The sequence below is a fragment of the Aquimarina brevivitae genome, from assembly GCF_004216895.1.
Taxonomy (GTDB): domain Bacteria; phylum Bacteroidota; class Bacteroidia; order Flavobacteriales; family Flavobacteriaceae; genus Aquimarina; species Aquimarina brevivitae.
Genome location: NZ_SGXE01000002.1, coordinates 817,595 through 840,593, shown reverse-complemented (window position 1 = coordinate 840,593; position 22,999 = coordinate 817,595). Strand labels below are relative to the sequence as shown.

Here is a 22,999-nt window from a genome sequence, read left to right as displayed (position 1 = left end):
AAAGTATTTTTATTTAAGATTTGTAATAAGATTAATTTTGGTATCTAAAAGTTTAGAAATTGGACAAATATTTTTAGCTTTTTGTGCAATCTCAGTAAACTTTTCTGAACTTATTTCAGGTATACTAGCTGTTAAGTTGAGCGTAACCTCAGTAATACTGCCATCCTCGAATAAAACATTAGCGACTACATCTAGTGTTTCTGGTTGAAAACCTTCTTCTCCTAAAAGAAAGCTCAATTGCATGGCAAAACAACCGGAATGAGCTGCTCCTACCAATTCTTCTGGGTTGGTACCTTTAGTTCCGTCTTCAAAGCGAGTATGAAAGGAGTATGGTGTTTCGTCTAACACTCCACTATCTGTGGATAAGGTTCCACTACCCTCTTTACCACTGCCACTCCAATGTGCTTTAGCTTTTCTTTTAAATTTCATTTGATTTGATTTATGTATTATACATATTAGGTTTCGCTTTATAACATTATATAGCAATGGATATTTATCACGTTGCTTAAAAATGTTTTTTCAGCTTTTCTTAAATGTAATAAGAGCTAATAGAACTATCAACCACATTAACCTTTTCTAAAGAAGAATTCGACTGCTTTTTGGAAGTTTTAATATACCTTTATGTTTTATACCTAATAACATCCTCCTTCTATACCAAAAAGTCGTTTTTGATTAATTTTATTTTTAAGCATAAAAAAAAAGACAGCGAACTGTCTTTTTGATAACACTAAGATAGATAACCATCGTAGTTTTGAGGCGAAATTTATTTATTTGTTGCTAGTAGCACATAATCATTATTTGCAACAGGTTTAACAGCATATCCTTTTACGTTTTTGAGGCGTTTAACTTGTTTTTCTGCCTCAGCAAAAGCCAGATCTAACGCACTTACTGTAGCATTTTGATGTACAGAAATAGTCTTAGATAGCTTATCTCCATTATCGTACTCAATGGTTATTTTCCATTTACGTACTGAATGAAAATTCTTATTCTCAGCTTTCTTAGCTTCTGTTTTCTTTTTGTCTTCTTTACCCCCGTTAGTGTTTTCAATAGAAGCGTTTGCAATGGCACAATTCATAGTTAGTAATCCCAAGATAAAAAGTAAAGTTTTCATAGTTAAGGTGATTTGATTTGTTCTGACCAAATATACAAATATATTTTTAATATACAAATATTTTTTTAATAAAAATTTATATGTATATTTGATTCCTTTTTTCAGAAATTACTATGGTTAACAAGAAATTAAAAAAACTCCTCAAAAGGAGCAATGGACAAAAAACAGTGTATGGATTATCAAAAACCTTAGGCGTAAGCCCGCAGGCAGGTGAATATGTAGTAAAGCAAAAAGACCTGGCTAAGGATTTTGAAAGAATTAAAAAAATCGCTGATTATATGGAAGTAGATATCAAGGATATAATCGGATAATTCACTAAAAAAAAGCCATAGTTTTGACTATGGCTTTATCCTATTCCTTTTAGTTTGTTATCTTATACTTATCTAATGTGAGAACCTGCATTGATATCGAATGTTGCGCCGGTTGCATGATCCAACAATCCGGCAGAAAGAAATGCAACAAACGGTGCTATATCCTTTGGTGTAGTAAGTTCATTTAATGCTAATTCTTGTAGCACCTTTTCTTCTCCGTGATGTGCAATAAATTGTTGCGCCATGGCTGTTTTTGTAAATCCTGGAGCCACTACAAAAGCTTTAATATTTTGTTTACCAAATGATCTGGCTACACTCCTTGCTAAAGAAGTTATTCCTCCTTTGGAAGCTGCATAAGCCAAATATTCTTCGGTTTCCCCTCTGAATGTTGCTCTGCTACCTATGTAAATAAAACGTCCTTCACCTACCTCTTGAAAATGATCTAAAAATAATTTGGTGAGTAATCCTACCGCATGGAGGTTAATTTGAATTGTAGTCTTCCATACCTCAAACCAATCTTTAGTTGGTTTAGAAACCGAGTGCGCTACAAACACTGCCGCATTACAGATTACAGTATCTACTTTTTTATAGTTTGAGAGCACATCTTGTACCAAGGTGTAGATCTGATTTTTAGATGATAAATCCGCCTGGAAGATTTTTGAACGTTTAGATTTATCTTTTTCTAATAAAGAACGTGCCCCTTGCTCATCTGTATGATAATGAATCGCTACTATGGCGTTGCAAGTTAATAGATGAGCTGCTATTTCTTTACCAATACCTTTGGAGGCTCCAGTTACTAAAACTACTTTATCTGTTAATGATTCAAACAAGGTTACTTATTTTAAAGTGCACCTAAAAATACGATTATAAACTAAGTTAACTTAATGTAACATAAAAGGAATTCTATAGAACTTACTTCCTCATCCAAAAAAAATAATAATAAAAGTAAAAACTGTGTTCTAGTAAAATGCTTTATATACAATTTCGCCGTAATTATTTGGTGTTATAACACCTTTTAAAATATTGAATATTAACACTTTAAATTATTTTTTAGATCCTAAAGGTTGTATCTTTAAAAGGCCCACTTCTCAAGTTACTTGATGCTACTTTTTTATTTTTTTAATTCCCGTAACTATAAAAACAAGTATTATGAGTATTGCTAAATCTTCCCCAAAACAAAAATTGGAAAAACCAAAATTTAAAAGTCAGTATGATAATTATATTGGCGGAAAATGGACCCCACCCGTGAATGGTGACTATTTCGATAACATTTCACCTGTAGACGGCAACAGCTTTACTAAAATTGCAAGATCTACTGCTGATGATGTTAATTTAGCCTTAGATGCTGCCTGGAAAGCTGCACCAGAGTGGAATAACTCTTCAGCTACTTATCGCAGTAACTGTTTGTTAAAAATTGCCGATGTGATAGAAGAAAATCTGGAGGAGTTGGCTCGGGCAGAAACCTGGGATAACGGCAAAGCCCTTCGCGAAACCTTAGCTGCAGATTTACCGCTAGCTGTAGATCATTTTCGATATTTTGCTGGAGTGATTCGCGCAGAGGAAGGAACAGCTAGCGAATTAGATTCAAATACGGTTTCCTTAAATATTTTAGAGCCATTAGGTGTAGTTGCTCAGATTATTCCTTGGAACTTTCCCTTGTTAATGGCTGCTTGGAAAGTAGCGCCAGCTCTTGCTGCGGGTAATTGTGTTATTTTGAAACCTGCAGAGCAAACACCCGTTGGAATTTTATTACTTATGGAATTGATTGAAGATATTTTGCCAAAAGGGGTACTAAACATCATTAATGGTTTTGGTGCAGAGGCTGGTAAGCCTTTAGCATCAAGTCCTAGGGTAAATAAAGTTGCCTTTACCGGCGAAACGACTACCGGTCAATTGATTATGCAATATGCTTCTAAGAACATAACTCCTGTCACTTTAGAGCTAGGAGGTAAATCTCCAAACATTTTCTTTGAAAGTATTATGGAAGCGGATGATGAGTATTTTGACAAGTGTATTGAAGGAGCTGTAATGTTTGCCTTAAATCAAGGCGAGGTTTGTACTTGTCCTTCTCGAATACTTATTCAAGAAAGTATTTATGACCAATTTATAGAACGTGTCATAGAGCGAACCGAAGCAATTCAATTAGGACATCCATTGGATGAAAATACCATGATGGGTGCGCAAGCAAGTAACGACCAATATGAAAAAATATTGAATTATATAAATATCGGAAAAGAGGAAGGTTGTAAGGTGTTAACTGGTGGCGAATCTGCTTATATTGAAGGTTTAGAAGGCGGCTATTATATAAAACCAACGCTTTTAGAAGGTAATAATAAAATGCGTGTTTTTCAAGAAGAAATATTTGGCCCAGTGGCCTGTGTAACTACTTTTAAGGATGAAAAAGAGGCTATAGAAATTGCCAATGACACCTTATATGGACTTGGAGCTGGAGTTTGGACTAGAGATACGCACCAGGCCTATACTATTGCCAGAGCGGTAAAAGCTGGTAGAGTTTGGGTAAACAATTATCACACCTATCCAGCTCATGCCCCATTTGGTGGATATAAAAAATCTGGTATTGGTAGAGAAACCCACAAAATGATGCTGAATCACTATCGCCAAACTAAGAACATGCTGATATCTTATGATAAAAAACCAATGGGATTTTTTTAACAAAATATGATAGAACGAATTAAAATAACTGAAGCTGCTACTAAGGTGGTAGATCAGTTAAAAAAGCAACATGGGGAGTTACTATTCCATCAGAGCGGAGGATGCTGTGATGGTTCCTCCCCGATGTGTTTTCCGGTCAACGATTTTATGGTTAATGAAACAGATATATGTCTAGGGGAAGTTGCTGGATGCCATTTTTATATGTCATCTGACCAATTTGAATATTGGAAACACACCCAACTGACCTTAGACGTCATTTACGGGAGAGGATCTAGTTTTTCATTAGAAATTCCTCTGGGTATACGATTTGTCATTAAATCCAGAGTTTTTACTGCTGAAGAACTACCAAATCTTTCACCACTTAATGTGGTACAATCACAAGATTCTTGAATCAAGATTTAGCAACAGATTCTACTTCTTTTGCTTCAGAATATTTAGTTTCAAAAGGTAGCTTTAATAATTTACCTATTTTAGTCTCTGAGGTAACATCCGGATAGGTATCTACACCGTATTTTAAATCCTTATTGTTAATTTTAGAAAATGTTTTAAATATTCGATCCCAAATCGAAAAAATATTACCATAATTCGTATCGGTATAGGGTAAAACATAGTGGTGGTGTACTTTATGCATATCCGGAGAGACTATTACCCAGCTTATGGCATTATCGATACTTTTAGGTAATTTAATATTAGCGTGATTAAATTGAGATAAAACCACAGATAAGGATTGATAGAGCATAATTATACCGATAGGTGCTCCAGCAATAAAGGTACCTAATGTAGTAAAAACAAAACGTATTACACTTTCTACAGGATGATGCCTATTAGCGGTTGTGGTGTCCACGTGATCATCCGTATGGTGAATTAAGTGAAAAAGCCAAAGCGGCTTAACACGATGTTGCACATAATGCGCTAACCAAGCTCCTACTAAATCCAAAATAGCAACTCCTAAAAGAATAGTTGCCCAGAGCGGCATATCTAACCATTGTAATATACCGAAGTCATTAGCTACTGTCCAATCACTTACTTTTAGCAAAATAAAGGCTAAAAAGAAATTAACCACTATTGTAGTTAGCGTAAAGAAGATATTAGGCCAGGCGTGCTTAAACTTTTTGTAATTAAATTTAAATAAAGGTGCTGCATATTCCAATACCCAAAAAAAGGTAATTCCTCCAACAAGTATCAAACTTCGATGCGAGGACGGTATCGTTTCAAAATAGTTAATAATCTCTTCCATAGTATTCCTTTTTTTTTTCTTAAAAACTATATCTGTTTTGATTTAAACCTTTCAATATTGTAGAAACTAGTATCTAAACAGTTACAATCTTCTGCTCTAATATAATTATAAATGTTTATCTATGAAAACAATAGCTTCTTCTAAGGAATCAAAAACATGAATTGTATCGTGGTAAAAAATTTGTTCGACCTTTACACTTTCTTTTTGCATACTCGTATAGGTAACGATACAAAAAAGTTTTAGGTTTTTGAAAACGCTTTTTACTTTACGGTAGTCCGGTGGATTTACGGAAAAGGAATTTTTTCGGTTAGCTATATAGGCATAAGGAGCATCTGCATAAATTTCATCTATTACGCTTGCTATTTGTAGTGCCATGGAGTGATCAAAATTAACTCCTTCATTTATTTCAGTGATTAAAAATTTATTGTGAAAATATACCTTACCAAAATCAAATTCTTGTAATCGAACAAGAGTTGACTGCGTAGCATCCTGTGACATAAAAATACTGTTTACGTAATATGGGTTCCTAATCTTTTACTAAGCTATTAAAATTGCAGCAGAAATCTAATAGTTCATTTAATATTCTATAGTCGGAAGGTTAAAAAATATTGCTATGGAATGGAAATTTATGATGTCAATTAGTTTTAGACTTAGTAACTACCAATATAGACCTTACTGAAGATCGGCATTTTTAATTTTTAAACACTTTCATTATAGCTTTTCTACCTGTTATTAAATTCCAGGCATTACCAGTAATTAAATTACCTAGATGATCGTATAATTGAAATTCCGCAGTATTGGGTGGAGCATAACCTTCATTAAGCGCTTCGATAACTATTGTATTTACACCAGGTACTAAATTGATCTTTAAACTTCTAAACGCGCCTCCTAGGGTTTCATTACCTCTTAATACATCACCATCAACGTAAATCCTTACCATATCACTATCAACTTCTCCAAAGTCTCTGTAGAAAAGATGCACAAAACCACCATTACTTTTAAACTCACCGAAATATTGGTCGGAAGTATTTACACTAGTATTTCCATCTTTATGATCTGCATTTATTTTGTTGATGTCTACATAATCAGCTTTTAGTAAGCCATTATCATCCTTCATACTGAATGGACGTTGCATTCGATTGGCGAATAAAGAATCTACAGAGCTGCTATATAATTTAAAATCCGATGAATTAGGAATTTCTTTATTGGCTGAGGGTAAGGAAAGTGAGTTGGTGGTATCCTCCTTTTCCGCATTAATGCGCAAAGTAGTCGTGTTTTCAACCTGAGCCATTGTACTCATCGAAAACAGAATAACCATTATAGTAAACAGAAACTTTTTCATCATTTATCTTTCCTAATTCTTTTAAAGAATAGTTCATCAAATATCATTCCTAATAATACTTAAATTTCATAAAAGAACATAATTTAATTTGTTCAACTTTTTACACTGAAAATAATAAAGATTGGTAATACCTTTTGAAATGGAAAATAATGTTTAAACCTTAGATAAAATTAGCATTAAAATACAACCAAACGTTGCCCAATCCGTAAAGGTGTACTATGCTTTATAGCATTTTTCTTGCACAATTGCGTTATTTTGACCCCATATTTATTGGCAATTCTATACAGCGTATCTCCTTTTTTTACAACATAAATTTCATTTTTTGCTGGTGTAAATTTTTCCGCTTCCTGTAATGTAGTACACACCTCAATCTTAGATTGACGTGTGGATCTATGATACCGTGGAGAAGTCCATTTTTCGGTTACATAAATGGAGTTGGCGTGAATCTTTGAGCTTTCCGAAAAATCAAATAAATATTCGGGGTTAATTGTATTTCCATAATACCTTACCTCAAGATGCAAATGACTTCCTCTTGCGTTACCGCTAACCCCACCTTTTCCTATTATGTGACCTTTTTCAATCTCTTGATTCACTGACACTGTAAAAGAGGATAAATGCGCATACACCGTTTCTAAACCATTATAATGCCGAACAACAACCGTATTACCAAATCCTGAAGTATACCCCACATAGCGTACTTTACCAGATAGAATGGATTTGACATCATCACCGGTAACCAAATCAATATCAATTCCTCGATGTGGTCTGCCTCTTCTCCATCCATATCTTGAGGTAACGTGCATTTTTTTATTCACAGGGGCAGCAAATGAATCGGTTTGAAATTGCAATACAAACGGATAATTTACTTCCTCTGTAAAAGGATTAAATCTATCCGTCTCCCAGAAACCTGTCATATCTCCCAAAACCTCTTCAGCATCGGATTCATCTAATGCAGAAGCAAGAGTTAAATTATCACAATTACAGCCCTTAAATATTGGTAATTGTAGTAAACCATCGCTAGTGGTTATGGTAGTAAACCCTATAAAATTATCATCTGCATAATTTAAAGTTGATTGCGAAAATGAACAAAATGGTAGTAGACTTAATACGATTAGGACCTTAATCCTTATCATTCTTTTTAGTTTCATTGCTCCCCAATTATAATTAGTTGTTTCCTATCATCATAGGACTGTAGTTTGAGTGCAATGTTACAAATTATTATATGGATTATTTAAAATTTGTATTTCTTCGATGCTTTGTATTACAACTATCACTTAATATATTGTATATCAATTAGCTCAATAAAATATGATTTGACTTCAAAAAAAATATTAACAAATCTTAAGGTTTTTGTGTGATAATTTTGGGATACCACATAGCAATAATTTAGCAAGTCGATAGTTTAACTATTAGTAACTAATTTAAATAACCATGAAAAAAACATTCACATTAATCACATTATCTGGGGTATTTTTATTGACTTCTTGTGTATCAAAGAAAAAGTATGTTGCACTAGAGCAAGAGCTACAGGATACCAGAAGTAATCTACAGCGTACAAGCGTAGAAAAACAAGAGTTAGAGTCAAAATTTGCTAAAATTGAAGCTCGTGTAGCGGACTATAATGCAAAGATTAATACGCTAACGGAATCCAATAACGAAAAAATGGTAATGGTAGAAGATCTTGCCGTGTTATCCAATAACACTAAAGATAAGATGAAAGAAACCTTAACTAAGGTTGATCCTGAAAAATTGAAGGGAGCTAAAACATTAGAAGACTCTATGAATCTAGCGGTTTCTTATAATCTAAGAAATTCTCTTGATAGTAATCTTAAAGAAGATGACGATATATCCGTAGATATTGACAATACTGTGGTGATGATTTCTATTTCAGACAGACTGTTATTCAACACTGGTAGCTATCGTGTAAGCAATAAAGCTAATGATGTACTTCAAAAATTAGCAAACGTCATCAACTCTGAGCCTAGTCTCGAGGTTATGGTGGAAGGGCATACAGACCCAAGAACAATCAACACTCCGGTATTAGAAGACAACTGGGATCTTAGTGTTAAAAGAGCAACCTCAATTGTAAGAAAATTGCAAAACACTTACGATGTAGCTCCAGAGAAATTAATTGCATCAGGTAGAAGTAGTTACAAGCCATTAGTACCCAATGACAGCAAAGAAAATATGGCCGCTAATCGCAGAACTAGAATTGTATTATTACCAAACTTAGACAAGTTCTTTGCGTTACTCTCTGCCAACGAATAAGCACTAATTTTATTTTATTTTCAAAAAGGGTAAGCAAATTTGCTTACCCTTTTTTTAAGTATCAATTAAACCTTTAGCTCCTCGTTGCGTCTAACTACTAAATCTTTAAACTAAACGTTATGAAAAATACGATGTTAAAACATGTTATGATTTTCAGTTCTCTTATAGCGCTACTATGGATTGGCAGTAGTTTTAAAGCAGCACATAGTAGCTATTGGGAGTATTTGGGTTGTAGTACAGTAAATTATAAGTTGGACAGAGATGTGGTTAAGGTAACTGCTAAAAAAGGGGTGTTTAAAAAGTTAAAAGTAAAGGTGACCGGAGGTTCGATCAATATACATAAAATGGTGGTTGAATATGGTAATAGTAAGAAGGAAGAAATATCACTTCGCCATCATTTTAATAGAAGTGCAAGTACTAGAGTGATAGACCTAATAGTTAATCATAGAGTAATACGAGACATTACTTTTATTTATGATACTAAAAACCGATCTCGAAGAAGAGGAAAAGTTCATATCTACGGTAAACATTAAAAATAAGGCAGCATTAGCTGCTTTTTTTTAGGATATACGGTAGTATCCGCACTTTAAATAAGCCCCCTCTGGAAAACCTATAGGGTGATCATCATCGTGAAATGTTTTTTGAATACATTCAAAAGTTAACCCCTGAGTTACAATTCCTTTTTCACTGACCTTAAAAAAATCATCCGCCGAAACTCGAGAGGTACAAGAAGCTAAAACCAGTAGCCCTTTATTTTTCACTAGTGCTGCTCCTAACCCAGCTAGTTTTTCGTAACTTTTGATAGCTTTAGGGACTTCTATTTCTTGTTTTGCAAATGAAGGAGGATCAATGATAACCATATCGTACTTCTTTCCCTGATGGATAAGCTGCGCTAAACCTTCAAATGCATCAATAACCATGGTATGATGCGTCCCTTTGTAATCATTAAGATTTGCGTTGGCTTTGGCTAGTGCTAAGGCTTGCTTACTAATGTCAATACTAGTAACTTCTTTAGCGCCTCCTACCAATGCGTGTACTGAAAAACCACCCGCATATGAAAACACATCCAAAACTGTCTTATTGGCAGCTAAGTCTCCTATCTGCTTTCGGTTATGTCTGTGGTCTAAAAAGTATCCGGTTTTATGCCCCTTAATTACGTTTGCCGAAAAAAGAACTCCATGTTCTTTAAAAATGACCACTTCATTTTCTAAAACCCCGTGTAGCACATCGCCCTCTTTAAGCTTCAGGCTGTTTTCTTTCTTTTGAAGTGCTCTACTAAGCCTTAATACGCAAATCTTTGCATTAGATTCTTTGATCAAGGATTTTACAATCCAGTGCAAATACGGAAACCAAATAAAAGAATATAATTTTAGTACCAGAACTGTATCATAAACATCCGCAATTAAACCAGGCAAACCATCATTTTCTCCAAAAATAAGACGGTAGCTATTGGTATCTGTTTGTAATAAATCTCTCCTTTTATGAAAAGCAGCCACTATTTTTTGCTGAAACCAATGCTCGTTTATGGTCGCTGCTTTATGCACTTGCAATACTTTTATTCTGATCGGGGAGTCAGGATCATACAACCCACAGGCTAAAAAGTTATTTTTACTTTGGTCGAAAATTATACAAAGATCACCTGCCTTCCCTTCTTTATTTTGTTTTACGATGCTGCTTTCAAAGATCCAGGGATGCCCTTTTTTAACGAATTTTTCAGCTTTTGGAGTAAGCTTAATCGCAATTTTATCTATGGATTCTGTAGGGGTAAGATTCATAGCAGCAAGATTACTAATATTTTTTATCATTATTCTCCAAAAAAGGAAGACTACTTTATATTTATTCGAATACTACGAAGGTACTAAAATTAAAAAGCGCTCATCCCGAGAGTATCAAGATAAACGCTCTTTTATAACGTAAAAAATTAAATTGTAAGTTAAAGCAATCGTTTTCTGATTGACCGATAAAGTAGTGTTTTATTTTAAAAAGCATTTCTCCCAGTAACCAGGAGCAACGCCCTTTTACACTCTTGTTAACTAACTTCTACAACCATATGACGAATGAATCACAATATTGTTACAGCAAAGCATAAAAAAAATCAGGAGCCTTATAAAACAGCTCCTGATTTTCTAATATATCACAGATTAAACAGTTTTGTTTATCTCCTAATACAATGTTTGTAAGGCAGTTACATCACCAGATGTAAATGGTCTATCCGTTCCATTACTACACGCCAACATCCAAGATCCATTTTCTGGTCCTGCGGGTGTACCTGGAATATAAACAGCACCAACACCAGCGTCTCCCTCATCGCCACCTTGACCACAACTAAATGAACGATCAAAATAGTCTGTGTGTCTAAATCCTATTGCGTGACCTATCTCATGTGCAATAACAGTCGCGGCATCAGCGGGTATACCACCTCTACGAGGATTATAGATATCAGAGTTTAACACAATTGGCGTTGCAGGGTCTCCATTTGCATCTGGGAAACCAGCACTTCTTCCTAAAATTACAAATCCTCCTGGTGCTCTTTTCAACTTTTCTGCTAAAATATCAATATCCGCTCCTTCACTTGTCGCTCTTTGAAAAGTTAAATCTAAGCCTAACGAATTATAACGGTTTAAGGCGTCATCAAAGGCAGCCTGCATAGTTGAATTAAACTCTACATCCATATAAACGTTAACTACTCGGGGAGCACTTACTAAATTATTGGTACTATAATGTTTTTCGTTAATGTCGTGACCATCCAGGTTTTTGGTTGTAGATAAATTAGCAATATCTTCTTTGGTTAAAAATATATCGCGCTCCACTACATATCCTGTTTTACCATTGAACGTATCTTCAAAAGTATCTGATGTATCGAATCCTAAGCTATTTAGTTTGGACAAGATAGATGGATCTATACTTTGTACTTCATCTGATTCACTATCATTTTGACAAGAAGTCAGTGTAAAACTTACTAATAATGCAGTTCCTAAAACTGCTAAAAGATTTTTCTTTTTCATTTGAAATTTGGGTTTTAAGTTACATTTCTCAATTTGTAACGGCATTGCTTGCATGATTATTATACCGTAAACTAATTTTAACATAATTGATCAAAAGGATTATTATTTCCATATAATTACCAAATTTTTAAAATTTTTAAAAATTTATTAAATAACAGGAGGTTTTATCTTACAAATAATATTCAGTATAAAAAAACAAGGCCTAAGAAGCCTTGTTTTTCTAGAATTAAATAGATCTACAGTGCTAATATAGTACGTCTAAAGCGATTTTGTCATTAGCATTAAATCTATCTGCAGGTCCACAAGCTTGCATTAATGAGGTAGCATCAGATCCTGTTGGTGTGCCTTCGATGTAGATGGCTCCTACTCTAGCGCTGCCTTCATTAATATTTTGACCACAGCTTTCTCTGGTCATATAGTCTGTGTGTCTAAAACCGATACAGTGCCCTACTTCGTGAGCCATAGTTCCTGTAACCTCTGCTAAAGATGGGTTTAACAACTCAAACCATCTACTATTGATTCCAAACCCTTTTGCTGGATCTCCTTTTCTTGTTGGAAATCCTGCAGCTCTACCAAGCGTGATAAATCCACCGGACTCTAATTCATAAAATTCAGTCACTTCAATATCAGCTTTATTTTTTCCTTTTCCGCCAAAATTTACTCTTGTAAAGTTTAACTGAAGGTTTTCCGCATTATACATAGCGATCATTGCATCTAATGCATCAGATCCTAAATTTCCCAAATTAGGATCTACGCTTACCGTAATCTGTCTTGGTAGACCAGTAACTAAATTACTGGTGCGGTAATGTTTTTGAAATGGCTGCTGAGCTTCGCTTGCTAATTCATCAATCTGTGCAAAGGAAAAAAACATGTCTTCTACAGCTACACCATCTTCTCCCATAAAATGGGTAAGTTTTGCTCCACTGGTATCAAAATGGGCAGCAGTTAATTTTGCTAGGACATCTTGTGGTACTTCTGACTGGGTAGTTAAGTCCTCTTCTGATGTAGTACAAGAAAAAAGTAAGGTACAACTTAGTGCTAGTACCCATAAATTTTTAAAAGTTTTCATGTGTTGAGTGTTTTAATTATTAATACAATTCTATAAATATAGTTAAGTATTTAACAATAAAACACTGTTGTTTCACCTTTTCGATGAACGAAAAAGTTAAATAGATGAAAAACTTAAAAATTGAGTTTAGAACTAAAAATTATGATAATTACAAATCAATAACAGAATAGTATATTGATATTCAATAGCTTATTCACCAATAAAAAGTTGATTGATTTTAGTACGCAACTTACGCTTATATTCTTCTTCTAACCAATCCCTGTAGTTCTTGGTACTCTTACTAATACAATAGGAATATCTACGGACTCTATATTCGATATCATCTTTTAATAATCTACTTAAAATTCTAGCATCAAAAACATCTTCGCTATTTTCTTTACACATTTTAGCGTGTTGTTCTACCGATTTTTCGATGACCGTCATGCTTCTTCTATTAAAGCGCTTGGTTTTTGCGTATTCTTCTTCTATATCAAACTCTGTTATTTCAGAGTTTTTGAATTCTTTCCTAACATCATCTGGCATTACGTATTTAAAATTTCTTTCAATTTCCTCATCCGCAACCAGATTATCATAATAAAAATCAGGATTTCTAAAAATCGACTGCCAATTCACTCCTGAATTCCACAATCCGAATCGAGCTGTATTATTACCTAGGTCAATGATTGAAAATTCTTTCTTCTCCGGTAAAATTCTCGAAGCTCTACCAATCATTTGAAAATAAAGGGTCAATGATTTCGTTGCTCTATTTAATATAACAGTTTCTACGGTTGGTTCATCAAATCCAGTAGTTAATATACTAACTGAAGTCAAGATGGCATCGTCTGTATTTTTGAACCATTCTAAAATATCACTCCGCTCCTGTTTACTGTTTGTATTATCTAAATGTCTAATAGGATATCCTTCGTGTTTAAAGGTTTCGTAAACTTGGATAGAGGTATTAATTCCATTGTTAAAGATCAACGTCTTTTTGCCTTTAGCTCGCTCTTCATAAGCTTTGAGCAGTTTTTCTTGCATTAAAGAGTTACCGTACAAATCTTCTGAAGATTTAACGGTATAATCACCATTCATTCCTATTTTTAATGACCCTAATCCAACATCATAAGTATAGGTGACCGGTTTCGCCAAAAATCCTTTTTCAATAAGACTGTTTATGGTATCACCCGTGATGAGTTCATAATACTTGTCTTTCATAGGAAGTTTCATATTAGAACTCAATGGGGTTGCAGTTACCCCAAGAATAAAACACCCTTTGAAAAACTTAAATAACTTTCTAAAGGAATTGTAATGAGCCTCATCGATAATAACCATTCCAACATCTCTTAGCTCTAGCTTATCATCATTAAGGCGATTGTTTAAGGTTTCCACCATCGCCACAAAACACATGTACTCATCCTGATCTTCAAGTTCTTTAACGGAGCTATTGATAATTTTATTTTTAACATTAAATTCGGAAAGCATATTGGAAGTCTGCGCACACAACTCAATTCTATGTGTTAAAACAACCACTTTTTTACCTCTGGTTTCAATATACCTTCTTACAATATCAGAAAATATCACCGTTTTACCACCACCAGTAGGAAGCTGATACAATAAATTATAATTATCATTATATTTTTCAAGTCTAGAGAAGACTTTATCAATATCTCGTTTTTGATAATCGTATAATTCCTTTTCTTGTTTATCTAGTTCCGTTGTATCTACCTTCATTGTGTTGTCTGAAAAAATAAGCTACAAAATTACGGACTTTATCAGGTTAAAAGAAAATCTGAGCTTGCTAATTTTGGAAAATATCTATTTTACTAAAATCCAAAGCATATTTGTTAATTAATCTTAATTGTTCTCTATAAAAACAAGGAAGCTGTAATTTTAAACACATTATTAGTTTAACAATGAATCAACTGGATAAAGATACTTTACCTGTACAATCCTTACTAATACCACAATGGATTATCAAAACAGGTAAGCTTTTAAATTTTATTTCCCCATTTTTAGCTTCACGGTTTGCAGCAAGAATCTTTTTAACACCTTTTAGTTATGAAATGCCCAAAAGAGAGCGTACAATGTATGAAAAGAGTGAAAAAGAAAAAGTTCTTGTTCCCCGCATAAATAGAGAAGTAATCGTTTACAAGTATGGTACATCTGATAAGAAAATTTTACTGGCGCACGGTTGGTCCGGTAGTGGCACACAATTATCTAAAATTGCAGATCAACTCCTAGCCAACGGATACAGCACCATAAGTTTTGATGCTCCAGCGCACGGACGTTCTCCTGGTAAGTGGTCTATGATGCCGCACTTTATAGAAACTATACATTATCTCGAAGAGCTCTACGGACCTTTTGAAGCCGCAATAGGCCATTCATTAGGAGGAATGTCTTTACTTAGAGCAACTAAAGATGGTCTTTCTATTAAAAAATTAGTAATAATAGGAACCGCAAATAGTGTAACAGAAATTGTCAAGGATTTTATTAGTAATATACAACTGAGTCAAAAAGTAGGTAAGCTTATGAAAAACTATTTTGACACCAAGTTTGGGGAAGATCTAGATAGTTATTCAGGAGCTTTGTCTGCTAAGCAGGTTAAGGTACCTACCCTAGTGGTTCACGACAAGGATGACGTAGATGTACATTACAGCTGTGCTGAACAAATTCACCAAAGTTTGCCTGATAGTGATTTATTTTTAACTACAACCTTAGGCCACCGAAAAATTCTTGGGGATGCTCAAGTCATTACTAAAGTTGTAAACTTTTTAACAAAATCGTAATACCAGATCACTGTTAGGTAAAAACATTATAAACGACCCATATAAAAAAGAAATTATGAAAAATATAATCTTGTTTAGCTTATTGTCGCTTGTATTCGGATGTACAGGTACTGCTCAGAAAAACGACGCTAAAGAAAAAACGTATCCAATTTCTAAATCCGATAAGGAATGGAAAGAAGTATTGACCAAAGAACAGTATTATGTTCTACGACAGGAAGGAACAGAACGACCGTTTTCTAGCCCATTGAATAAAATTTACACCAGCGGTACTTTTTATTGTGCTGCTTGCAATACACCGCTGTATGAAGGTGAACACAAGTTTGATAGTGGAACCGGATGGCCAAGTTTTGATAGAGCTATAGATGGTAATGTAGACAAGGATATTGACCATAAATTAGGCTATGCTCGTACCGAAGCCGTGTGCGCTACTTGTGGTGGTCACCTTGGCCATATATTTAATGACGGACCAAGAGAAACCACAGGAATGAGACATTGTATTAATGGAGATGCACTAGTTTTTAAACCAAAAGAAAAATAACAATGGGAAAATACAAAATAGAGAAATCTGAAGAGGAATGGAAAAAACAACTCACTGAAGCGCAATATAAAATACTAAGGCAAAAAGGAACCGAACGCCCTTTCAGCGGTGAATACAACATTCATTTTGAAAACGGCACGTATACTTGTATGGCTTGTGACACACCTTTATTTACGAGTGAGTCCAAATTTGATGCTGGATGTGGTTGGCCTAGTTTTGATAAATCGATTGAAGGAAGTGTTGAGTATGTTAAAGATACTTCACACGGTATGATCCGAACGGAAATCTTATGTGCTAATTGCGGTAGTCATCTAGGTCACATATTTGATGACGGTCCAACCGAAACTGGACAGCGGTATTGTGTAAATTCTATCAGTATTAATTTTGATAAATCAACTACTAAGTAATTTTTGGAACGCTTCTTGATATCACTAAAACTGATAATCTCAAAAACATATAAACTATGAAACGAATATTCTCAATTCTATTTTTAGCAACAGTATTATTTATGTCTTGTGAAGGACCACAAGGACCTCCTGGACCCCCAGGATTTGATGGTCAAGACGGGCAAGATGGCGGTGTGTTTTTAGCACAAACCTTTGAAGTAGATAACGTAGATTTTATCTCTGATAATGGCTTTGATGCGTTTGTAAATATCCCTGTCCCTAATACTATCGATGTTTTTGAATCAGATGTAGCTCTGGCTTATATACTTGACCCTGTAGCATCAGACGCAAACGGAGCTGATGTTTGGGAGCCTATGCCAAGAGTATTTTTCTTTGCAGATGGGGGCTATGCACAATACAGATATAACTTTATCTTTGATGATGCCACTGGTATCTTCGATTTAGAGATCATATTAGAGTCTGATGACTTTGCTTCTTTGCCAGCATCTTTTACGGACAACCAGATTTTAAGAATTGTAATTGTTCCTTCAGAGTTTGCGCAAACAAACGATGTTAGTGACTTAGATAAAGTAATGGCTAAATTAAATCTTAGCACTTCAGACTTTATCGATTTAGAATTATAAAATTGCTATTGGATCATCTAAAAAGTAATATTTCAAAATGTACTAAATGTGCTGAGTTTTTAGCTTTAGGTAGTAATCCTATATTTAAATTTAGTGATACATCTTCTATACTTTTGATTAGTCAAGCACCAGGAAGACAGGCACATTATCAAAATAAAGCCTGGGATGATCCAAGCGGCATAAGACTTAAAGAGTGGTTAGGTATTCCTAATCATGATTTTTATACCACAAAACAATTCGCCATCTTACCGATGGCGTTTTGTTATCCTGGTAAAAGTAAAACAGGGGACTTGCCTCCTAGTCCACTTTGTGCTCCTTTATGGCACCAAAAAATATTAAAAAACATACCCGATAATCATATTAAAATCTTAATTGGTAAATATGCCCAGGATTATTATTTAAACGATTCGCATACGTTGACCAAGCGTGTACAAAATTTTAAGGAGTATTTACCCAATTACTTTCCGATTCCTCATCCCTCTCCTTTAAATAATATTTGGCTCAAAAAAAATCCTTGGTTTACAACGGAAGTAGTACCATCACTTCAAAAGTTAATTCAATCAAAGCTTAGGTAAATCACTTTTAGGTTATCACAATTATCCGTAAATTCGTCAATTCAAAAAAAACAACGATTTATGAGCTCATATGATATAATAGTTTTGGGTAGTGGCCCAGGAGGATACGTTACAGCCATCAGGGCATCTCAATTAGGTTTCAAAACCGCAGTGATTGAAAAAGAAAGCTTAGGTGGTGTATGCCTTAACTGGGGTTGTATACCCACAAAAGCACTATTAAAAAGTGCCCAGGTTTTTGATTATCTTAAACATGCTTCAGACTATGGTTTAACAGTAGATAAATTTGATAAAGATTTTGATGCGGTAGTTCAAAGAAGCCGTGGTGTTGCTGAAGGTATGAGCAAAGGAGTTCAGTTTTTGATGAAAAAAAACAAAATTGACGTAATTGAAGGTTTTGGTAAATTAAAAAGTGCAAGTAAAGTTTCGGTTAAAGATACAGATGGAAATGAAAAGGAATATGAAGCCAAACACATCATTATAGCCACAGGAGCAAGATCTAGAGAATTACCTAATTTACCTCAAGATGGTGAAAAAGTTATCGGGTACCGTAAAGCAATGACCTTACCGAAACAACCTAAAAAAATGATAGTGGTTGGATCAGGTGCTATAGGTGTAGAATTTGCTCATTTCTATAACGCTATGGGAACAGAAGTAACCATTGTTGAATTTCTTCCTAATTTAGTACCCTTAGAAGACGAAGAGGTTTCAAAACAATTTGAAAGAAACTTTAAAAAAGCCGGAATCAAAGTAATGACCAATAGTTCTGTAGAAAGTGTAGATACTAGTGGTGATGGCGTTAAGGCTACCGTTAAAACTAAAAAAGGTGAAGAAGTACTTGAGGCTGATGTAGTATTATCTGCTGTAGGTATTAAAACCAATATTGAAAACATAGGTTTAGAAGAATTAGGTATTGCTACCGATAGAGATAAAATTGTAGTTAACGATTGGTACCAAACCAATATCCCTGGTGTTTACGCCATCGGAGATGTGGTACCTGGACCTGCATTAGCACACGTTGCCTCTGCTGAAGGTATCATCTGCGTGGAAAAAATTGCCGGAATGCACGTGGAAGCCCTTGATTATGGTAATATTCCGGGTTGTACATATGCATCACCAGAAATTGCAAGTGTTGGTATGACCGAAAAAGAAGCTAAAGAAGCTGGTTACGAATTAAAAATCGGTAAATTCCCCTTCTCTGCTTCAGGTAAAGCCAGTGCTGCCGGAACTAAAGATGGATTTGTAAAAGTAATTTTTGATGCTAAATATGGTGAGTGGCTAGGGTGTCATATGATTGGTGCTGGAGTTACCGATATGATCGCTGAAGCTGTATTAGGTAGAAAACTAGAAACGACAGGTCACGAAGTACTTAAAGCAGTACATCCACACCCAACGATGAGCGAAGCGGTTATGGAAGCCGTCGCTGATGCCTATGGTGAGGTGATCCATTTATAAAAAATATCAAAAAAACAATATAAGAAGAGACTATCTATTTTAGGTAGTCTTTTTTTTATAAAGATGACGTCACTTGGGTAGTAAGTCACAGTACCAAAATGAATTATCCCAATTGGCCGGTTCATCCTTTTTAGAAAAACAATTATCTTCATCATCCTCGGAAAGTTCATAAGTGCGCAATACCTTTTCTCCAATTTCAAAATCTACGGGTTTTGAAAAAATTGGACCATCAAAAACAAACGTATGAAACTCCCCATTTTCTCCACAGGGATCCACATTTGCTGGTAATTCATTTATGAATGCTTCATCAATAATTCGACCACAAAATGTATCATCTAGATAGTTAGCATTGACGCAAACTGTAATCGCTTTAAAACCATCTTCGATAAAAGACTCCATCAACTGTTTGGTGTTTTTTTTCCAAAGTGGAAAATGCGCAGTTATACCAACTGTATGTAGTTTTGCTTCGCGATACGCTTTTAAGTCTTCCAGAAAAATATCTCCAAATATGCAATCCGTAAAGCCCTGACGTTTTAATAAATTCATTTCATCTACCATAATAGAGTCGTATTGTTTCATAGAAACATTACCTGGTAGAAAAATTTTATGAAGTGGAATATTCATCTGTTGTGCCTGTTGTTCCAATAACTCTATTCGCAGCCCATGCATAGAAACTCTATCATATTCAGCATTAACTGTGGTAACTAATTTAGACACCTTTAAAAATTGCGATTTTTGAATTTGATATAAAGCTAGTGCAGAATCTTTACCACTACTCCAATTAAAATAGGTTAACCCCATTATTTTAAAATAAAATGTTGAATAGCCAATTCATAGCTTTGCAATCCAAAACCTAGGATTACGCCGGCAGCATTGGCCGATATATACGATTGATGTCTAAAAGATTCTCTAGCATAGGTATTGGAAATATGAACTTCAATAACAGGTTTTTCTATAGCTTTAACCGCATCCCCTATACCTATTGATGTATGCGTATATGCCCCAGCATTTAGGATGACTCCATCGAATTCATCATCAGCCTCCTGTATTTTTGAAATCAGTTCTCCCTCTATATTCGATTGATAATATGCCAATTCAATTTCTTTATATTTAAATTGAAGTGTACTAAAAAAAGCTTCAAAGGTTTGATTCCCATATATAGTTGGTTCTCTTTTACCAAGTAAGTTAAGATTAGGACCGTTAACAATAATTAACTTCATTAAATTTTTATTTATTTTTTAATTGCCTTGTTGTTCATCAAATGGCCTTCTGTTATTGCGAGTTTTAAAAAGATATCCTATGGATAGCTGAGCAAGACTGGTATTAAATGAACTGTTGCTCCCTTGAATATTATTAATATCAGATAAGCCAAACGTATATCTTGCCTGGAAAAACATTCCACTTTCAAATTTATATCCTAAACCTATATCCCAACCAAAATCAAAATCACTAAACGAATCATAAAATTCATCGGTATCTGTATTTTCAGAGTCAGTAACAGAGGCTAAGGTGGCAAACCTGGGGCCCGTTTCTATAGAGAACCCTTTAGCAAACTCATATTTACCAATGATTGGCAAGGCCAAATAGTTGAGACTGATATCATTCTCTGCATCACCAGAACCTATGGTATACCCCTGAGCTGAGTACAGCGCCTCTACCTGTATAAAAGTTTTATAGTTTAACGGAAATTCTAAAACAGCTCCCAGATGTAGTCTAGTCCGTGCATCACTATCAAGATCACCACTAACATTAGCGTAATTGAGACCTATCTTAAAACCTGCTCGTGTATATAGTCGTTCTTCATCTTGAGCGAAACAAGATAGGTTTATAAGAAATAGGGCTATTAGAATTGGTATTATTTTGTTTAACATACGTATATTAATTATCATCTTGAGTAAAAATAGGTGTTTTACCTTAAATAAAAAAGGTGCTCAAAACTGAGCACCTTTTTTCTATTTGAATTAAATTTCTTAAAATTTATAACCTACAGAAAATTGGATTACACCATTCTGATTATCGGAATCACCTTCATCATTGATATTAGATAAACCTAAGTTATAACGACCGTCAAAGAATAGCCCCATATCTAATTGGTATCCTAGACCAAAGTTAAGACCAAAATCAATATCATTTACTCCTTCGGCATCTACAGAATCACCATCCAATTTAACTTTTGAGGAAAGTAAAAAACCAACTTGAGGTCCTGCTTGTAAACTGAAGCCTTCAGCTACATAGTACTTAGCCATTAAAGGTAAGTTTAAATAATCTAAAGCTAAAACAAGGTCATCTCCTCCAATATCTTGCTTAGCTCCTTGTGCCGAGTATAAAAGTTCTGGTTGAAAAGCAAACTTTTCAGAAATTGGAATTTCAGCAACTGCTCCAATATGTAGAGAAGTTCTAGAGTCTAAATCATCTGTATCATCTCCTGTGATAGATGCGATGTTAAGACCTGCTTTTGCACCAAAACGAATACCTTCTTCCTGGGCACTCATAAAACCAAATGTAGCCACTGCCATAGCAGTCAAAATTAGTTTTTTCATAATAATTGTTTGTTTAAAATTTTGTCGAATCTAAATATTTTTAATTTAATTGCATACAAATTTTAACAAATTTTTTCGTTTAATCGTTAAAAAAGTGCAATTTGTCGAATGGATATTATTAATTTAAGAGTCTTGCTTAATATTTATCAATTATATATTGATCTGATTATTAATTATTTAAAATGAACTGGAAATCTGCTTTACAAGAATACACGCATTATCTCAAAATTGAACGGGGGTTATCGTCTAATTCAGTGGCTAGTTACGTTTTAGATGTCAAAAAACTAATGGACCATTTAGAAAATCATAAAATAATAAAGTCTCCTCTTGATATTGATCAAGAAACGGTGCAACAATTTATATACTCGATTTCCAAAGAACTTAACCCACGATCTCAATCAAGAGTCATATCTGGTCTTAAAAGCTTTTTTTACTATTTAGTTTTTGAAGATTATCGAGAAACAAATCCAATGGATCTAATCGAAACCCCAAAAATCGGGAGAAATTTACCGGACACCTTGTCTGTGGATGAGATCGATGAACTTATAGCGCAAATAGACCTAAGTAAAGCCGAAGGCGAACGTAATCGAGCGATTATCGAGACTTTATATGGTTGTGGACTGCGTGTAAGTGAATTGATAAATTTACGATTATCGGATTTATTTTTTGACGAAGGCTATATCAGTGTCACCGGTAAAGGAAATAAACAGCGCTTTATCCCTATTGGCGAAATTACACAAAACTATATCAACTCCTATAAAGACAATACTCGCAATCATTTAGATATTAAATCAGGGCACGAAGATACTTTATTTCTTAACCGAAGAGGGCGTCAATTAACAAGGGCCATGATTTTTACGATTGTAAAACGGCTTGTTGAAAAAGCAGGCTTACAAAAAAATGTAAGCCCGCATACGTTTAGACACTCTTTTGCCTCACACCTACTAGAAAATGGCGCTGATCTTAGAGCTATTCAATTAATGTTAGGTCACGAAAGTATTACCACTACTGAAATCTATATGCACCTAGATACGAGCCACCTTAATCATATTATGCTTAATTATCATCCAAGACGATGACGACCTT

The 22,999-nt window shown here is 34.5% G+C and carries 27 protein-coding genes; 12 read left to right on the top strand and 15 right to left on the bottom strand.

From position 1 onward, the window contains the following. Window positions 1-9: 9 nt before the first annotated feature. Complete coding sequence (locus tag EV197_RS11480) at window positions 10-429, bottom strand: OsmC family protein (protein WP_130286901.1); 420 nt, start codon at window positions 427-429, stop codon at window positions 10-12. Between the two features lie 334 nt (window positions 430-763). After that, entirely contained in the window at window positions 764-1,111 is a 348-nt protein-coding gene (locus tag EV197_RS11475) for a hypothetical protein (RefSeq protein ID WP_130286900.1), read from the bottom strand. A 113-nt stretch (window positions 1,112-1,224) separates the two neighbouring features. On the opposite strand from EV197_RS11475, the gene EV197_RS11470 reads away from it, so the two are divergent. After that, window positions 1,225-1,422 (top strand): hypothetical protein, encoded by a 198-nt coding sequence (locus tag EV197_RS11470; RefSeq protein ID WP_130286899.1) that lies wholly within the window; start codon window positions 1,225-1,227, stop codon window positions 1,420-1,422. A gap of 68 nt (window positions 1,423-1,490) precedes the next feature. Here EV197_RS11470 and EV197_RS11465 read toward each other — a convergent pair whose 3' ends face one another. Further along, window positions 1,491-2,252 carry an SDR family NAD(P)-dependent oxidoreductase gene (locus EV197_RS11465; RefSeq protein ID WP_130286898.1) on the bottom strand — a complete coding sequence of 254 codons (762 nt, stop codon included), beginning with the start codon at window positions 2,250-2,252 and terminating at the stop codon, window positions 1,491-1,493. Window positions 2,253-2,571: 319 nt separating this feature from the next. Here EV197_RS11465 and EV197_RS11460 point away from each other — a divergent pair, with 319 nt between their 5' ends. After that, entirely contained in the window at window positions 2,572-4,095 is a 1,524-nt protein-coding gene (locus EV197_RS11460; protein WP_130286897.1) for an aldehyde dehydrogenase family protein, read from the top strand. A 6-nt stretch (window positions 4,096-4,101) separates the two neighbouring features. After that, window positions 4,102-4,485 (top strand): DUF779 domain-containing protein, encoded by a 384-nt coding sequence (locus tag EV197_RS11455; RefSeq protein WP_130286896.1) that lies wholly within the window; start codon window positions 4,102-4,104, stop codon window positions 4,483-4,485. A gap of 1 nt (window position 4,486) precedes the next feature. On the opposite strand, the gene EV197_RS11450 is transcribed toward EV197_RS11455, so the two are convergent. The 4 genes from EV197_RS11450 to EV197_RS11435 all read right to left on the bottom strand — a co-directional run bounded on the left by EV197_RS11450 (window position 4,487) and on the right by EV197_RS11435 (window position 7,807). Continuing rightward, on the bottom strand, window positions 4,487-5,332 hold the full coding sequence (locus EV197_RS11450; RefSeq protein ID WP_130286895.1) for a sterol desaturase family protein: 846 nt from the start codon (window positions 5,330-5,332) through the stop codon (window positions 4,487-4,489). 105 nt (window positions 5,333-5,437) lie between these two features. After that, entirely contained in the window at window positions 5,438-5,830 is a 393-nt protein-coding gene (locus EV197_RS11445) for a hypothetical protein (protein WP_130286894.1), read from the bottom strand. A 193-nt stretch (window positions 5,831-6,023) separates the two neighbouring features. Then, window positions 6,024-6,677 carry a hypothetical protein gene (locus EV197_RS11440; RefSeq protein ID WP_130286893.1) on the bottom strand — a complete coding sequence of 218 codons (654 nt, stop codon included), beginning with the start codon at window positions 6,675-6,677 and terminating at the stop codon, window positions 6,024-6,026. A 173-nt stretch (window positions 6,678-6,850) separates the two neighbouring features. Next, a complete protein-coding gene (locus EV197_RS11435; RefSeq protein ID WP_165389050.1) occupies window positions 6,851-7,807 on the bottom strand; it encodes a M23 family metallopeptidase in 957 nt (318 codons plus the stop codon). Window positions 7,808-8,105: 298 nt separating this feature from the next. On the opposite strand from EV197_RS11435, the gene EV197_RS11430 reads away from it, so the two are divergent. Both EV197_RS11430 and EV197_RS11425 read left to right on the top strand, forming a co-directional pair. Continuing rightward, window positions 8,106-8,942 carry an OmpA/MotB family protein gene (locus EV197_RS11430; protein WP_130286891.1) on the top strand — a complete coding sequence of 279 codons (837 nt, stop codon included), beginning with the start codon at window positions 8,106-8,108 and terminating at the stop codon, window positions 8,940-8,942. Between the two features lie 119 nt (window positions 8,943-9,061). Next, a complete protein-coding gene (locus tag EV197_RS11425; RefSeq protein WP_130286890.1) occupies window positions 9,062-9,475 on the top strand; it encodes a DUF2541 family protein in 414 nt (137 codons plus the stop codon). A gap of 27 nt (window positions 9,476-9,502) precedes the next feature. On the opposite strand, the gene EV197_RS11420 is transcribed toward EV197_RS11425, so the two are convergent. The 4 genes from EV197_RS11420 to EV197_RS11405 form a co-directional block, all read right to left on the bottom strand. Further along, on the bottom strand, window positions 9,503-10,747 hold the full coding sequence (locus EV197_RS11420; RefSeq protein WP_242610721.1) for a class I SAM-dependent rRNA methyltransferase: 1,245 nt from the start codon (window positions 10,745-10,747) through the stop codon (window positions 9,503-9,505). A 357-nt stretch (window positions 10,748-11,104) separates the two neighbouring features. Then, a complete protein-coding gene (locus tag EV197_RS11415) occupies window positions 11,105-11,947 on the bottom strand; it encodes a M57 family metalloprotease (RefSeq protein ID WP_165389049.1) in 843 nt (280 codons plus the stop codon). 244 nt (window positions 11,948-12,191) lie between these two features. Next, window positions 12,192-13,016, bottom strand: coding sequence for a M57 family metalloprotease (locus tag EV197_RS11410; RefSeq protein WP_130286888.1), 825 nt, complete (start codon window positions 13,014-13,016; stop codon window positions 12,192-12,194). Between the two features lie 189 nt (window positions 13,017-13,205). Then, window positions 13,206-14,723, bottom strand: a complete 1,518-nt coding sequence (locus EV197_RS11405; protein ID WP_130286887.1) for a DEAD/DEAH box helicase — start codon at window positions 14,721-14,723, stop codon at window positions 13,206-13,208. A gap of 182 nt (window positions 14,724-14,905) precedes the next feature. Here EV197_RS11405 and EV197_RS11400 point away from each other — a divergent pair, with 182 nt between their 5' ends. From EV197_RS11400 to lpdA, 6 genes are read left to right on the top strand one after another with little or no spacing between them, the layout of a single operon-like run. Further along, entirely contained in the window at window positions 14,906-15,778 is an 873-nt protein-coding gene (locus EV197_RS11400) for an alpha/beta fold hydrolase (RefSeq protein WP_130286886.1), read from the top strand. Between the two features lie 55 nt (window positions 15,779-15,833). After that, the gene (gene msrB / locus EV197_RS11395) at window positions 15,834-16,316 is read left to right on the top strand and encodes a peptide-methionine (R)-S-oxide reductase MsrB (RefSeq protein WP_130286885.1); all 483 of its coding nucleotides are present in this window, start codon (window positions 15,834-15,836) and stop codon (window positions 16,314-16,316) included. Window positions 16,317-16,318: 2 nt separating this feature from the next. Then, window positions 16,319-16,723: a peptide-methionine (R)-S-oxide reductase MsrB gene (gene msrB, locus EV197_RS11390; RefSeq protein WP_130286884.1), complete on the top strand. Its 405-nt coding sequence runs from the start codon at window positions 16,319-16,321 to the stop codon at window positions 16,721-16,723. 56 nt (window positions 16,724-16,779) lie between these two features. After that, window positions 16,780-17,346 (top strand): collagen-like protein, encoded by a 567-nt coding sequence (locus EV197_RS11385; RefSeq protein ID WP_130286883.1) that lies wholly within the window; start codon window positions 16,780-16,782, stop codon window positions 17,344-17,346. Between the two features lie 8 nt (window positions 17,347-17,354). After that, window positions 17,355-17,921, top strand: a complete 567-nt coding sequence (locus tag EV197_RS11380; protein WP_130286882.1) for a uracil-DNA glycosylase family protein — start codon at window positions 17,355-17,357, stop codon at window positions 17,919-17,921. Between the two features lie 60 nt (window positions 17,922-17,981). Then, window positions 17,982-19,373: a dihydrolipoyl dehydrogenase gene (lpdA, locus tag EV197_RS11375; RefSeq protein ID WP_130286881.1), complete on the top strand. Its 1,392-nt coding sequence runs from the start codon at window positions 17,982-17,984 to the stop codon at window positions 19,371-19,373. A gap of 69 nt (window positions 19,374-19,442) precedes the next feature. Here lpdA and EV197_RS11370 read toward each other — a convergent pair whose 3' ends face one another. The 4 genes from EV197_RS11370 to EV197_RS11355 form a co-directional block, all read right to left on the bottom strand. Further along, window positions 19,443-20,174, bottom strand: coding sequence for a Dph6-related ATP pyrophosphatase (locus tag EV197_RS11370; protein ID WP_130286880.1), 732 nt, complete (start codon window positions 20,172-20,174; stop codon window positions 19,443-19,445). After that, window positions 20,174-20,593: a type II 3-dehydroquinate dehydratase gene (gene aroQ, locus EV197_RS11365; protein WP_130286879.1), complete on the bottom strand. Its 420-nt coding sequence runs from the start codon at window positions 20,591-20,593 to the stop codon at window positions 20,174-20,176. Before aroQ ends, EV197_RS11370 begins: the two co-directional genes overlap by 1 nt. 18 nt (window positions 20,594-20,611) lie before the next feature. Then, window positions 20,612-21,244: a porin family protein gene (locus EV197_RS11360; RefSeq protein ID WP_165389048.1), complete on the bottom strand. Its 633-nt coding sequence runs from the start codon at window positions 21,242-21,244 to the stop codon at window positions 20,612-20,614. Between the two features lie 99 nt (window positions 21,245-21,343). Then, window positions 21,344-21,913, bottom strand: a complete 570-nt coding sequence (locus EV197_RS11355; protein WP_130286877.1) for a porin family protein — start codon at window positions 21,911-21,913, stop codon at window positions 21,344-21,346. Between the two features lie 182 nt (window positions 21,914-22,095). Here EV197_RS11355 and xerD point away from each other — a divergent pair, with 182 nt between their 5' ends. Continuing rightward, window positions 22,096-22,992, top strand: a complete 897-nt coding sequence (xerD, locus tag EV197_RS11350) for a site-specific tyrosine recombinase XerD (protein WP_130286876.1) — start codon at window positions 22,096-22,098, stop codon at window positions 22,990-22,992. The last annotated feature ends 7 nt before the right edge of the window (window positions 22,993-22,999 follow it).

What these genes read in the sequence shown, in the direction of transcription:
- EV197_RS11385 (WP_130286883.1), top strand. Translation starts at nt 16,780, where the DNA reads ATGAAACGAATATTCTCAATTCTATTTTTAGCAACAGTATTATTTATG.
- aroQ (WP_130286879.1), bottom strand. Translation starts at nt 20,593, where the DNA reads ATGAAGTTAATTATTGTTAACGGTCCTAATCTTAACTTACTTGGTAAA.
- msrB (WP_130286885.1), top strand. Translation starts at nt 15,834, where the DNA reads ATGAAAAATATAATCTTGTTTAGCTTATTGTCGCTTGTATTCGGATGT.
- EV197_RS11440 (WP_130286893.1), bottom strand. Translation starts at nt 6,677, where the DNA reads ATGATGAAAAAGTTTCTGTTTACTATAATGGTTATTCTGTTTTCGATG.
- xerD (WP_130286876.1), top strand. Translation starts at nt 22,096, where the DNA reads ATGAACTGGAAATCTGCTTTACAAGAATACACGCATTATCTCAAAATT.
- EV197_RS11450 (WP_130286895.1), bottom strand. Translation starts at nt 5,332, where the DNA reads ATGGAAGAGATTATTAACTATTTTGAAACGATACCGTCCTCGCATCGA.
- lpdA (WP_130286881.1), top strand. Translation starts at nt 17,982, where the DNA reads ATGAGCTCATATGATATAATAGTTTTGGGTAGTGGCCCAGGAGGATAC.
- EV197_RS11360 (WP_165389048.1), bottom strand. Translation starts at nt 21,244, where the DNA reads ATGTTAAACAAAATAATACCAATTCTAATAGCCCTATTTCTTATAAAC.
- EV197_RS11355 (WP_130286877.1), bottom strand. Translation starts at nt 21,913, where the DNA reads ATGAAAAAACTAATTTTGACTGCTATGGCAGTGGCTACATTTGGTTTT.
- EV197_RS11435 (WP_165389050.1), bottom strand. Translation starts at nt 7,807, where the DNA reads ATGATAAGGATTAAGGTCCTAATCGTATTAAGTCTACTACCATTTTGT.
- msrB (WP_130286884.1), top strand. Translation starts at nt 16,319, where the DNA reads ATGGGAAAATACAAAATAGAGAAATCTGAAGAGGAATGGAAAAAACAA.
- EV197_RS11425 (WP_130286890.1), top strand. Translation starts at nt 9,062, where the DNA reads ATGAAAAATACGATGTTAAAACATGTTATGATTTTCAGTTCTCTTATA.
- EV197_RS11370 (WP_130286880.1), bottom strand. Translation starts at nt 20,174, where the DNA reads ATGGGGTTAACCTATTTTAATTGGAGTAGTGGTAAAGATTCTGCACTA.
- EV197_RS11430 (WP_130286891.1), top strand. Translation starts at nt 8,106, where the DNA reads ATGAAAAAAACATTCACATTAATCACATTATCTGGGGTATTTTTATTG.
- EV197_RS11445 (WP_130286894.1), bottom strand. Translation starts at nt 5,830, where the DNA reads ATGTCACAGGATGCTACGCAGTCAACTCTTGTTCGATTACAAGAATTT.
- EV197_RS11480 (WP_130286901.1), bottom strand. Translation starts at nt 429, where the DNA reads ATGAAATTTAAAAGAAAAGCTAAAGCACATTGGAGTGGCAGTGGTAAA.
- EV197_RS11400 (WP_130286886.1), top strand. Translation starts at nt 14,906, where the DNA reads ATGAATCAACTGGATAAAGATACTTTACCTGTACAATCCTTACTAATA.
- EV197_RS11455 (WP_130286896.1), top strand. Translation starts at nt 4,102, where the DNA reads ATGATAGAACGAATTAAAATAACTGAAGCTGCTACTAAGGTGGTAGAT.
- EV197_RS11470 (WP_130286899.1), top strand. Translation starts at nt 1,225, where the DNA reads ATGGTTAACAAGAAATTAAAAAAACTCCTCAAAAGGAGCAATGGACAA.
- EV197_RS11475 (WP_130286900.1), bottom strand. Translation starts at nt 1,111, where the DNA reads ATGAAAACTTTACTTTTTATCTTGGGATTACTAACTATGAATTGTGCC.
- EV197_RS11410 (WP_130286888.1), bottom strand. Translation starts at nt 13,016, where the DNA reads ATGAAAACTTTTAAAAATTTATGGGTACTAGCACTAAGTTGTACCTTA.
- EV197_RS11460 (WP_130286897.1), top strand. Translation starts at nt 2,572, where the DNA reads ATGAGTATTGCTAAATCTTCCCCAAAACAAAAATTGGAAAAACCAAAA.
- EV197_RS11415 (WP_165389049.1), bottom strand. Translation starts at nt 11,947, where the DNA reads ATGAAAAAGAAAAATCTTTTAGCAGTTTTAGGAACTGCATTATTAGTA.
- EV197_RS11405 (WP_130286887.1), bottom strand. Translation starts at nt 14,723, where the DNA reads ATGAAGGTAGATACAACGGAACTAGATAAACAAGAAAAGGAATTATAC.
- EV197_RS11420 (WP_242610721.1), bottom strand. Translation starts at nt 10,747, where the DNA reads ATGATAAAAAATATTAGTAATCTTGCTGCTATGAATCTTACCCCTACA.